At 56.7% G+C, this 11,816-nt stretch carries 12 protein-coding genes; 7 read left to right on the top strand and 5 right to left on the bottom strand.

Annotation, left to right across the window (positions count from 1 at the left end; genetic code table 11):
* Window positions 1–162: 162 nt before the first annotated feature.
* From mtgA to mpl, 5 genes are read right to left on the bottom strand one after another with little or no spacing between them, the layout of a single operon-like run.
* A complete protein-coding gene (gene mtgA / locus MIM_RS15515; RefSeq protein ID WP_084459008.1) occupies window positions 163–936 on the bottom strand; it encodes a monofunctional biosynthetic peptidoglycan transglycosylase in 774 nt (257 codons plus the stop codon).
* Entirely contained in the window at window positions 936–1,784 is an 849-nt protein-coding gene (gene aroE / locus MIM_RS15510; RefSeq protein WP_025373673.1) for a shikimate dehydrogenase, read from the bottom strand. The genes mtgA and aroE overlap by 1 nt, the downstream gene beginning before the upstream one ends.
* Window positions 1,781–3,685, bottom strand: coding sequence for a ribonuclease catalytic domain-containing protein (locus MIM_RS15505; protein ID WP_025373672.1), 1,905 nt, complete (start codon window positions 3,683–3,685; stop codon window positions 1,781–1,783). Before MIM_RS15505 ends, aroE begins: the two co-directional genes overlap by 4 nt.
* A 12-nt stretch (window positions 3,686–3,697) precedes the next feature.
* Window positions 3,698–4,279 carry a YqiA/YcfP family alpha/beta fold hydrolase gene (locus MIM_RS15500; protein WP_025373671.1) on the bottom strand — a complete coding sequence of 194 codons (582 nt, stop codon included), beginning with the start codon at window positions 4,277–4,279 and terminating at the stop codon, window positions 3,698–3,700.
* Window positions 4,280–4,286: 7 nt separating this feature from the next.
* The gene (gene mpl / locus MIM_RS15495; protein ID WP_025373670.1) at window positions 4,287–5,675 is read right to left on the bottom strand and encodes a UDP-N-acetylmuramate:L-alanyl-gamma-D-glutamyl-meso-diaminopimelate ligase; all 1,389 of its coding nucleotides are present in this window, start codon (window positions 5,673–5,675) and stop codon (window positions 4,287–4,289) included.
* A gap of 204 nt (window positions 5,676–5,879) precedes the next feature.
* Here mpl and MIM_RS15490 point away from each other — a divergent pair, with 204 nt between their 5' ends.
* The 7 genes from MIM_RS15490 (at window position 5,880) to MIM_RS15460 (ending at window position 11,778) form a co-directional block, all read left to right on the top strand.
* Window positions 5,880–6,410 (top strand): TlpA family protein disulfide reductase, encoded by a 531-nt coding sequence (locus MIM_RS15490; RefSeq protein WP_025373669.1) that lies wholly within the window; start codon window positions 5,880–5,882, stop codon window positions 6,408–6,410.
* A gap of 94 nt (window positions 6,411–6,504) precedes the next feature.
* Window positions 6,505–6,969: a type II 3-dehydroquinate dehydratase gene (gene aroQ / locus MIM_RS15485; protein ID WP_025373668.1), complete on the top strand. Its 465-nt coding sequence runs from the start codon at window positions 6,505–6,507 to the stop codon at window positions 6,967–6,969.
* Window positions 6,970–6,995: 26 nt separating this feature from the next.
* The gene (gene accB, locus MIM_RS15480; RefSeq protein WP_025373667.1) at window positions 6,996–7,445 is read left to right on the top strand and encodes an acetyl-CoA carboxylase biotin carboxyl carrier protein; all 450 of its coding nucleotides are present in this window, start codon (window positions 6,996–6,998) and stop codon (window positions 7,443–7,445) included.
* Window positions 7,446–7,447: 2 nt separating this feature from the next.
* Window positions 7,448–8,797, top strand: coding sequence for an acetyl-CoA carboxylase biotin carboxylase subunit (gene accC / locus MIM_RS15475; protein ID WP_025373666.1), 1,350 nt, complete (start codon window positions 7,448–7,450; stop codon window positions 8,795–8,797).
* A gap of 58 nt (window positions 8,798–8,855) precedes the next feature.
* Complete coding sequence (gene prmA / locus MIM_RS15470; RefSeq protein WP_025373665.1) at window positions 8,856–9,773, top strand: 50S ribosomal protein L11 methyltransferase; 918 nt, start codon at window positions 8,856–8,858, stop codon at window positions 9,771–9,773.
* A gap of 9 nt (window positions 9,774–9,782) precedes the next feature.
* Window positions 9,783–10,817 carry a DUF3426 domain-containing protein gene (locus MIM_RS15465; protein ID WP_025373664.1) on the top strand — a complete coding sequence of 345 codons (1,035 nt, stop codon included), beginning with the start codon at window positions 9,783–9,785 and terminating at the stop codon, window positions 10,815–10,817.
* A gap of 10 nt (window positions 10,818–10,827) precedes the next feature.
* Complete coding sequence (locus MIM_RS15460; RefSeq protein WP_025373663.1) at window positions 10,828–11,778, top strand: carbohydrate kinase family protein; 951 nt, start codon at window positions 10,828–10,830, stop codon at window positions 11,776–11,778.
* Window positions 11,779–11,816 lie beyond the last annotated feature (38 nt).

Below are 11,816 nucleotides of genomic sequence, written 5' to 3'. Positions count from 1 at the left end.
TGGCGTCGTGGGTCACATTGCCGATGTCGTGTTTTGTATTTTAGCGTTGATTGCGATCTGATAAAGTAACCGGTTGGTAACGGAACATATCGTCATTGCTTTCTGACTTCACCATCATTTGCATTTATGCCATCCGGATCGGCGAGCCGGTGCGGTCGTACCTTATTCGGGCAGGACGGCGCTGCGCATGCGGGCGGAAATGGTCCGGCCGCGCGATAGCACATAACGCGACTGCATGTTCTTGCCATAGACCCTTGGGTTGGGCAAAATGGCGGCCAGACGTGCGGCCTGAGAAGCAGACAGGTGTGCTGCGTCTACTTTGAAATAGTGGCGCGCAGCAGCCTGGGCACCGAAAATACCGGTGCCGTATTCGACAACGTTCAGATACAGTTCCAGAATCCGCTGTTTAGACATGATCGCTTCTATCATATACGTAATGATCAGTTCCTGCCCCTTGCGAATATAGCTGCGGTCGGCCGATAGAAACAGGTTTTTGGCAAGCTGCTGGGTAAGGGTGGAGCCACCACGACGGCGAGTATGGCCGGCTTCCTCCTGGCGTTCGTTATATCGCCAGGCCTTACGGATTGCCTCCCATTCGACCCCGCCGTGTTCGGTAAAGCGGGCATCCTCGGCGGCAATGACGGCTTTTTTCAGATTCGGGCTGATCGCCTCGTAGGGCGTCCATTCGTATTGAATGCTCACAGGCGGATCCTGGGCTGCCAGCTGGCTGGCCTGTTCGCGCATATACGCACTGCCACCGGGATTGAATACGCTATACCAGAGTACCCAGGCGAACAGATAGACCTGATAGAGCAGAATGACTGCAATCAACAGGCCGACAAGATCGGCAAGGGAGCGGGCGATCGACTGCGAGCGTACACGTTCGGCAATGCCGGTCACCACTGCGCAGGCGATACTTCCAACTGTTTCGAGCATCAGCGCGATTCCGTCAGTTCCGTGCGTAGCGCAGCAAGAACCGGCACCGCGTCGGGTTCAATCTGGTTCCAGATGCGGAAGCTTTCGGCACCCTGGTAGACCAGCATGCCCAGGCCGTCTGATGTATGGAGGGCGCCAGCGGCACGCGCCTGTTGCAGAAACGGGGTGTCGCCACTTGCCGTATAGAGCATATCGTAGGCAACGCTGTCGGCGCGGAACACGCTGTCGGGCAGGGGGAGGGGCTCTCCGGACAGGCTGCTGGAGGTCGCATTGATGATGATGTCCCAGTTGCCTTGCAGCGCAGAAAATGCCGATGCCGTTACCTGTGCCTGGGTCGCTGGCGGTACCGTCGCCTGAGCGGCGAGGGCATGGGCTTTGTCTTCGGTACGGTTCACAATGTGCAGATGTGCGCAGCCGGCCTGAAGCAACGCGGGCAGCACGCCGCGCGTGGCTCCGCCGGCACCGATCAATAGAATACGGCTTTCCCGCAAGGTCACGTGCTGGCGCAGCATGTCATTGACCAATCCGACGCCATCGGTATTGCAGGCGTGTATAGCGCCATTTTCCTGCCACAGGGTATTGGCCGAGCCGGCAGCCCTGGCGCGCTCGGAAATGTGGGAGCCGGCCAGGGCGTAGGCCTGCTCCTTGAATGGCAGTGTGATGTTCAGACCGCGACCGCCATTGGCAAAGAACTGTCTTACATGCTCGTTAAAATTTGCGGGTTCAACGCATTGCCTGATGTATTCAATCTGCAGGCCGGTTTGCAGGCCAAAAAGGGTGTGCAGGCGCGGCGACAGGCTGTGTTTGATCGGGTTGCCAAGAACGGCGAAGATGCGTGGCGTGTTCATGTTGCGGCTGCCTCGGTGTCTGCTTGTGCCAGTCCGGCGTATTCTGCGTCAATGTGCAGGCTCAGCTCATCGGTGCCGCGTACATTGATGATCATACGGTCGTTACGTTCAAGTTCCGGTACACCGTTCACTTCGATAACCAGCGGGATTTCTTCCAGGCGTACCAGATTGTCACGAATGAAAGTGCCGTGCAGGCTGCTGCGGGACTGCTGAGTTAGCCAGCGCAGACACCAATAGCGTTCCAGCCGGCTCTGGAATTCGTGCCAGAGCGTGTATTGGGATTCGAAGGCGCCGATAATGGCGTACAAATCTGCGTCTTTGGGTTTGAATGGCGCAACCAGACGCGCCGAAACGCCATGTTCGGCCGCGGCAAGAATCTGACGCTGGTTCACGAGATCCACATAACGCCGCAGAGGCGATGTGCACCACGCATATTGTGGAACGCCGATGGATTCATGTGGCAGCGGATGGGTAGACATGCGCGTACGCCCCATTTGCTGCGAGCGGTATACGCCGGGCAGGCCATGCTCATTGAGATAACCGCCCCACTGCGTGTTGGCCAGAATCATATACTCGGCCACGATTTGATCCAGCGGTGCATTGCGCTGGCGCGGAATCAGTTCAATACGCGACTCGGGGTCATTTGCCGGCCCGTGCAGGCGGAAGGTATATTCCGTACGGTTGTTACTTTCCGGTTTACCGCGCACCTGTTCGCGCGCCGTCTTCAGGTGCTGGCCCAGTTGCCAGAGTGGGCGGAATAATTCTGCGTAAGGCAACTCGGCTGCCGGATCTTCCAGCGCTTCACGGGTTACCTGATCCAGCAGATCGTCCAGGCGCAGGTTCTCGCGAATCGTGACGGTTTCGGCGCGGGTGACCGTTTCGTGGATCTCGCCGGTGGCAATATTGGCCGTGACATACAGGGACAGCGCCGGCACGGGTCTGCCAGCATCCAGCGAAAACATGCTGATCAGGCTGTCGCTTTGCATGGGAATCTTATCGCCGGGCATATAGAGTGTGGACATGCGATTTCGCGCCAGTTTGTCCAGATCCGAATCGCGTGTAACCACCAGCGCCGGCGCGGCAATATGCACGCCAATCCGGTACAGATCACCGTCGATATGTGTTGCCGACAGGGCGTCATCAATTTCGGTAGTGCTGATGTCGTCGATTGAATAGGCTAATACATCGCTGGATGGCAGCGCGGGTATGGCCGGAATGTCCAGTTCGGGAACCTCGGTTCCTTTGGGAAAGTGCTGTTTGAGGAATCGATCCAGATGCAAGGCGAGCGCGTGCGGATACACGCCCAGCTCCAGCAGCAGGGTCTCGGCAGACTTGCCGCTCTCGTCCAGCGCCTTCTCGAAGGCTTTCCACTGCAGTGTATTTTTGTCCGGGCGGATCAGGAAGGTACGGGCGGCATCGCGCAAGTCTTCTGGCAGCGTACCGGCCAGCATGGCATTGGTCCAGGCCTGCTGCTGTTCTGCCTGACGCTGTTTCTTTTCCAGCGCGGCCAGTGCCGCCTGCAAAATATCTGCCGGCGCCGCCTTGTAATGGCCTTTGCCCTTGCGGTGAAAGTAGGCCGGCGCACTATGCAGGCGCAACAGGATCGCTGTTTTTTCGGTAATGGACGGTTCGTGCCCGACATACTCGAGCGCCATGTCCTGAGCTGAAAATTCATCTTGCGGCGCGCATTCCCACAGAAATTGCAGGTCAATGTCTTCGCTTGTTGCCCGTGCCTGTTCGAGCATGGTTTGTGGCTCTATGCCATCAAAGGTAAAAATGACTGCGTTGCGCTTGATTTTGCTGCGTTTACCGCTGACCGATTCAACCTGGAGTGTCGAATCGGCTTCGGAATGAATTTTTTCAGCCTTGAAGCTGCCGTCGTCTTCAAAAACCACGTACATGAATATGAGTTCCTACTTGGAGGCGGTGAAATCGAGAATGGCAGGGAGGTAACGTTCAAACATGGAAAATGCGTGGTCCCCTCCCTGTATCAGTGTGAGGCGTGCGCCATCGTAGCGATGGGTCATTTCCTGCCAGTCCAGCAGCTCGTCGCCGGTGCAGGCCAGCAGATAATAGCGCTGGAGCTGGGTTAGCGCCGGTCGGTACAGACCGGCCAGCGCCCGAACCGACTCGGCCGTAAATGAAAAAGGCGCATCGCTGTGAAATTTTGTGCTGTGACCCAGCTGGGTAGAGAGGTCACGGACTGCATATATAGCCGGATTGATAAGGACGGCCTTGCATTTCAATTCTTCTTTGAGCCAGGTGGCGTAGTAGCCGCCAAGCGACGAACCGATCACGGTCAGATCTTGCATGTTGCCGGACGGGCACAGTCGCTTTGCGTGCGTCATGGCCAATGCAATGGCCGCATGAGGATCATCGGGCAGATCGGGCGCGGCCAGCTCGTGCGAGCGCCCGGCAGCAGCCATTGCCTGTTGCAATTGCTGTGATTTGGCCGAAAGAGACGACGAACGGAAGCCGTGCAGGTAAAGAATCATGAGAATGTTATGAAACCGTTTGTGTCGCAGCCTGTTGCAGGGCCAGCAGCAGTTTTTCATGGATGCCGCCGAAGCCGCCATTGCTCATGACCAGAATAACGTCATCGGGCTGGGCCTGCCTGCTGACGTCCTGAATCAGCACGTCCAGATCGCTGTAGCCCTGAGCAGGGACGGCGCTGCCCGCAAAGATCTCGGCCGGATCCCAGCCCAGTGCATGTTTGCCGGATTTGGCGCCAAAACAGTATATACGGTCGGCCAGCGCCAGTGCCTGCGGCAGCCTGGCGGCCATGGTGCCCAGTTTCATGGTATTGGAGCGAGGTTCAAGCACGGCAAGAATGCGGCGTGCGCCAACCTGCTTGCGCAAGCCGTCCAGGGTCGTTTCAATGGCCGTCGGGTGATGGGCGAAGTCATCAAAAACCTGGATACCGTTGACCGTGCCACGCAGTTCCATGCGGCGGCGGATACCCGAAAATCGCGACAGTGCGGCAATGGCAGCGGTCACCGGCACGTTCACATGGCTGGCGGCAGCAATAGCAGCGAGTGCATTGCTGGCATTGTGGGCACCGGTGAGTGCCCAGTTAACCTCGCCCTGGGGTTCGCCGTCACATAGAACGGTAAAGCTGCTCATGTCGGCCTGGCCTGCTTTGAAGGTCCAGCGCCCGCCCGGGCCGAACTGATCCTGCTGGGACCAGCAGCCTCGCTGCAGCACCCGTTCCAGTGCCTGATCCTGCGGTGGATAAATAATGCAGCCGCTTTGTGGCACGGTTCGCACTAAATGATGAAATTGCGTTTCGATGGCGGCAAGATCCGGGAAAATGTCGGCGTGATCGTATTCCAGATTGTTCAAGATGGCCGTACGGGCGTGATAGTGAACAAACTTGGAACGCTTGTCGAAAAAAGCCGTATCGTATTCATCGGCCTCGATGACAAAATAGTGTTGCGCCGGGTCGTATTTTGCGGAAATGCCCAGATTGGTGGCAATGCCCCCAATCAGAAAATTGGGATTCAGGCCTGCATCCTGCAGGATCCAGGTGAGCATGGAGCTGGTGGTGGTTTTACCATGCGTGCCTGCCACGGCCAGAACATGCTGGCGCTGCAGAACATGATCGCCCAGCCATTGGGGGCCGGACACATACGGCAGGCCCTGGTCCAGAATGGCTTCCATTAGCGGATTGCCGCGGGTGACCACGTTGCCGATCACAAATAGATCGGGCTTGAGAGCGGTCTGGGCGGCATCGAACCCTTCGATCAGGTCGATACCCTGTTCCTGCAGTTGTGTACTCATGGGAGGGTACACGCCTGTATCGCAGCCCGTGACTTTGTGTCCGGCCGCGCGCGCAATCAGGGCCAGACCGCCCATAAAAGTGCCGCAAATGCCCAAGATATGTAAATGCATAAATTTCTCCTGAGCGGTATTTTAAGCGGAATCAGTCACAACGCGGCAATTGCATCGCCCAGTAGGTAGAATTAGCAATATGTATGTCATATAGCCGCTGCCGTCCCGGGTGCGTTGTTTCGGTTGCCGGAACACAATTGCCCGCTCGCGCTGACGGTATCGTTATTTTCATACAACGTTTAAAACACAATGAGTATGAGCAGAATGAATCGCAGACAGTTCGTTGGGGCCGGCATGGTTTGGCCTTTCCTGTTGATGAGCCCACCGGTGCGGGCCGCAGCAAAGTTGAATGAAGATGTGTCGACGGTGGACGAGGCGGCGCTCAATGAGCTGCTGACGCTATCATTGCCTGATCTGAAGGGCACGGCGGTGTCTTTGCGTGATCTGGCTGATGGACGCCTGACTGTTCTGAATTTCTGGGCCTCCTGGTGCGCGCCCTGCGTGAGGGAAATGCCGGCACTGGACGCGCTGCATCAAAAACAGGCTTCAGTTAATGTCGTGGGCATTGGACTGGATACCGTCGCCAATATTGAAGCGTTTGCGCGTAAAACGCCGGTATCTTACCCCTTACTGACGGCAGGTGCCGGTAAAATCGCGCTGATGCGTAGACTGGGCAACCCCAAGGGCGGACTGCCGTTCACGCTCGTGCTGGATGAGAAGGCCGGACCGCTGGCTACAATCCTGGGTGAAATCGCGATGGATGAGCTGGCTGCGTTCGCGAATCGGCATGCCTGAGCGTGCGCCAGACGGGCGGATTGGTAGATTTTAATAGACAAAAGCATGAAATTGCCGTTAAATACGAGTTTATTTGCTTATAGACTGGCGCTCAATGACGCAAAAGGTACTGGTTCTTAATGGTCCTAATCTAAATCTGCTGGGTACGCGCGAACCGGATGTCTACGGTCGGCAGACGCTGCAGGACATTCACGAAGCATTAATGCTTGCCGCAAGTGAAGCCGGCGTGCAATGCGAATGTTTCCAGAGCAACCATGAGGGCGAGCTGGTCGAAAAGATTCACTCAGCGCGTAACAATACCGCGTTCATTGTCATCAATGCCGCAGCGTATACGCATACCAGTGTCGCCTTACGCGATGCCCTCGGTGCCGTGGCCATTCCGTTCATAGAGGTACATATTTCCAATGTACATCAACGCGAATCTTTCCGGCATCACTCCTATCTGGCAGACAAGGCAGTCGGAGTCATTTGCGGACTGGGTGCCGACGGTTATATGGCAGCCCTGCAATACGCGATAAAACATCATTTAAAACAGAGCCCGAAAACGGCGTCTGTCTGACAATCAACTCGAAGCATGGAATAAATATGGATCTCAGAAAACTGAAAACGTTAATAGATCTGGTTGCCGAATCTGGCATCGCAGAACTTGAAATCACCGAAGGTGAAGGCAAGGTCCGCATCGTCAAGTTCTCCCAGACGCTGCAGCCGGTAGCACCGGTGCAGCCACAGCCGGCAACGGTGGCCGCTGCGCCAGCTGCTGCCGCAGCGCCAGCCGCGCCCGCTGCGCCGGCAACGCCCGCCGGGCACATTGTCAAGTCTCCCATGGTTGGAACTTTCTACCGTGCGCCTAACCCCAGTTCTCCTCCTTTTGTTGAAGTGGGTGCCACCGTTTCCGAAGGCGATGCGCTGTGTATTATTGAAGCCATGAAGCTGCTCAATGAGATTGAAGCGGACAAATCCGGTGTGATCCGGGAAATTCTGGTTGAGAATGGCGAACCCGTTGAGTTTGGCCAACCACTTTTCGTGATTGCCTGAGTATGTTTGAAAAAATCCTGATTGCAAACCGGGGTGAGATCGCCCTGCGGATCCAGCGCGCCTGCCGCGAATTGGGTATTAAAACAGTGGTCGTGCATTCCGAGGCCGACCGCGACGCCAAATATGTACGTCTTGCCGACGAGTCAGTATGTATCGGCCCTGCACCCGCCCAGCAGAGTTATCTGCATATGCCGGCCATTATTTCTGCTGCAGAAGTGACCGATGCCGAGGCGATCCACCCTGGCTATGGTTTCCTGGCAGAAAATGCCGATTTTGCCGAACGGGTTGAGCGTTCCGGTTTTGTATTCATTGGCCCGCGTCCGGAATCCATTCGCATTATGGGTGACAAGGTCAGCGCCAAGCAGGCGATGATTGCTGCCGGCGTGCCGGTTGTACCTGGTTCAGAAGGCGCGCTGCCCGATGATCCTGCCTATATGATGGAAACAGCCCGCAAGGTAGGTTATCCGGTCATCATCAAGGCCGCGGGTGGTGGTGGCGGGCGTGGTATGCGCGTAGTCCACACCGAGGCTGCACTGGTGAGTGCCGTGAATCTGACCAAGGCAGAAGCACAGGCAGCATTCAATAATCCCGAAGTGTACATGGAAAAGTATCTGGAAAATCCGCGGCACGTGGAGATTCAGATTCTTGCTGACGGCAAAAAAGACGCCGTCTGGCTGGGTGAGCGCGATTGCTCAATGCAGCGTCGCCACCAGAAAGTCATTGAAGAGGCGCCGGCGCCTGGCATTTCGCGCAAACTGATCGAACGCATTGGTGAGCGTTGTGCCGAAGCCTGCCGCAAAATGGGTTACCGCGGTGCGGGTACCTTCGAGTTCCTGTACGAGAACGAGGAATTCTATTTCATTGAAATGAATACCCGTATTCAGGTTGAGCACACCGTCACCGAATGCATCACAGGTATTGATCTGGTACAGCAGCAGATCTTTATTGCCGCAGGCGAGCCGTTCAAGCTGCGCCAGCGTGATATTGTCTTTAAAGGTCATGCCATCGAGTGCCGTATCAACGCTGAAGATCCCTATTCATTCATGCCATCGCCCGGCCTGATCACCAACTGGCATGTGCCTGGTGGTCCGGGTGTTCGGATTGATTCACATGTGTTCAATGGCTATCGGGTACCGCCCAATTATGACTCCATGATCGCCAAGCTCATCACGTTCGGCGACACGCGTGAACAGGCGATTGCCCGCATGAACCTGGCGCTGTCTGAAATGGTCGTGGAAGGGATTCAAACCAACATTGCACTGCATCGTGAACTCATGACCGATGCGCGTTTTGTCGAGGGTGGAACCAGTATCCATTATCTGGAACACAAACTCGAACAACGAGCAAAATAATCGAGTCAGCAGAAAAGGTCTTCGGACCTTTTTTTGCAACGACGCAAGAGGATAGGCCATGCGGGAACTAGTATTATCGTGCTCGGAAGACCGGGCGGAAGCGCTGTCGGATATATTGCTTGAGCTTGGCGTGCTGTCGGTATCGGTAGAAGATGCCGACTCGGGCACCGAGCATGAAACGCCACTGTTCGGCGAGCCTGGCGGGGAGCCTGATGTTCAGGCCTGGCATCACAATCGTGTTGTTGCGTTACTGCCAGACGATGTGGAGCCGCAAGTGCTTCTGCAGGCGCTGGAACAGCAGGCGGGCGAACAATATGCTGCTACGGCAGTCGTCAGAGAGGTGGCCGATACCGATTGGGTACGACTGACTCAATCGCAGTTTGACCCTATCAGCATTACCGACCAGATCTGGATCGTGCCCAGCTGGCATCGCGAGAACCCGGACGTGCCCGGTGCCGATGCAGATGCCGGTACGATTCTGATCGAACTGGATCCGGGACTGGCTTTCGGAACCGGCAGTCATCCTACGACGCACTTGTGTGCGCAATGGCTGGCCGCTCATCTGCAGCAGGGGCAGCGTGTGCTCGATTACGGTTGTGGTTCGGGCATTCTGGCCATCATCGCCGCCAAACTGGGGGCGCGTGAAGTCATTGGTGTCGATATCGATGAGCAGGCCGTGCAATCGACCCGCGACAATGCCCAGAACAATCAGGTGCGTATCGAAGCCTGCCTGCCGGATGGCTTGCAGCCCGGTACATTTGATGTGGTTGTGGCCAATATTCTGTCCAATCCACTCAAAGTACTGGCGCCCATGTTATGCGGCCGGGTGGCGTCTGGCGGTCAGTTGATTCTGTCCGGGGTGTTGGAGCGGCAGGCACAGGAAGTGGCTGCTGCCTATGCGCCGTGGATCGACATGTCGATTTGGCGCAGTCATGATGGATGGGTTTGCCTGGCCGGCACTCGCAAGCAGACCTGAGAGGCATGTATGAAAACGCGTTGTCCAGATTGCAGTACCCGCTTTGATGTGACTCCGGCGCAGTTGAATGCGCGTGAGGGCAAGGTGCGTTGCGGCGTTTGCTCCACCGTTTTCAACGCCTTCGAACATGAGGTGGACGATGAGACCGATTTCCCGGTCCTGCAGGCTGAACAACCCCACACCGATACGCTTTCTGCTGGCTCTGAGCCAGCGCCCGCATCCCGCCATTCCTTGCGTGATGTACGTGACACAGATCGCCAGGCGCGTGCCGCTGCGTCACCAAGGCAGTATCATGAGGATGCCGATCCGCTATCGGACCAGGCGATTGAACCGACCCTGGACGAGCTGGACGATCGGTCCACGCCGCGAAGAGGACGGGTGCGCGATCGCGACCGGGGAGCTGGCGAGCGTTTCCTGGTGGATGCGCCCAGCCTGTCGGGCAGCGGCGCCTATAATCAGGATGGTCGGGGAGCGGCGCCCCGGGTGCACGTGGAAGGCCAGTATCGTCGACGCGTGCAGCGTGACACCGAGTATGATGACCCAGAGCACAGCAACGGTAGCGGTCTGATCTGGTTTCTGGCCGTATTGTTCGCGCTGATTATTCTCTTTGCTCAGGGCGCTGTGGTGTTCCGGAACCAGATTGTCAATGTAGCACCAACCCTGCGCCCCCAGCTTGTGCAATTGTGCAGTTTCGTGGGGTGTGAGGTCGGTTACACGCGCTCCGTACGCCATTTAGCCATCCTGAAGCCGGCCTTGCGCCAGGTAAAGACGCCGGCGACGACCGCCGACATCCACAGTTTCAGGCTGCAGGCGATCCTTAAAAATAACGATACCATTGCCCAGCCGTTACCGTCGCTGGTACTGAGCTTAAAGGATGCGTCCGAGTCCGTTTCTGCCCGACGTATCATCAAGCCTGAAGAATATCTGCTGCCCGATGCGCAAAAGCGGGCGTTCCAGCCAAATGACGAAATTGCCATCGATCTGCCGGTGCAGGTCAGTCGTACCGACGTGGCCGGTTTCGAATTGAGTTTGTTTTATCCCTGAAGGTTTTTCAATGAATAATGCAGTTCTTATTTGCGGCTCGGTGGCCTTTGACACCATCACGACCTTTGAGGGTCATTTCAAGGATCACATCCTCCCGGAAAATATCAAGTCATTGAGTGTGTCCTTCTTTGTGCCCACCATGCGCAAGGAATTTGGTGGTTGTGCAGGCAATATCGCCTACAACCTCATGCTGCTTGGTGGCAATCCAGTGCCTGTCGCCACTGTCGGGCCCGATGCGGGTGATTATCTGGCGCATATGCGCAGCCTGGGTATCGATACTCGTCTGGTACGTGTGCTGGACGACATGTTCACACCGCAGTGCCATATCACTACCGATCTGTCGGGCAATCAGATCGCGGCATTCCACCCGGGCGCCATGACACGTTCTACGGAAAATGATATTGGCGAAGAGGCGGCCGCCTGGGGTATTGTTGCGCCAGACGCCAAGGACGGGATGTTCAAGCATGCCCGCGCCATGCATGCCAGCAAGGTGCCGTTTATTTTCGACCTGGGACAGGCGATGCCCCTGTTTGAACGTCAGGACCTGGAAGACATGCACGCACTGGCCGACGTCTGGACCTTTAACGACTACGAAGCCTCGGTGGTTGAGCAGCGGATGGGAAAATCCATCGACGAGCTGGCTGCAGGATTGAAGGCAGTCATCGTAACCCGCGGTGCCGAAGGCGCGACGCTGTACGAAAACGGCAGCCAGCGCGCAATCGCACCATGCAAGGCCGTCGCCGTCACCGACCCGACCGGATGTGGCGATGCCCATCGGGGCGGGCTGTTGTATGGACTGACGCTGGGCTGGTCATTTGAAGACGCCTGCAAGCTGGGCAATATCATGGGCGCCATTAAAATTGCCTCGCAGGGACCACAGAATCACAGTCCATCACGGGATGAGATTTCAGCCCTGCTGGATACGGCTTATGGTCTGCAGCTTCCTGAAAGCACGAGCTGAAAAAAAGGCCAGCCCGTACATTTTTCGGGCTGGCCGTT

This window comes from Advenella mimigardefordensis DPN7, from assembly GCF_000521505.1.
GTDB lineage: Bacteria > Pseudomonadota > Gammaproteobacteria > Burkholderiales > Burkholderiaceae_B > Advenella > Advenella mimigardefordensis.
Note: the sequence above shows the minus strand (reverse complement) of the source record. Positions and strands in the feature narration are given on the sequence as shown.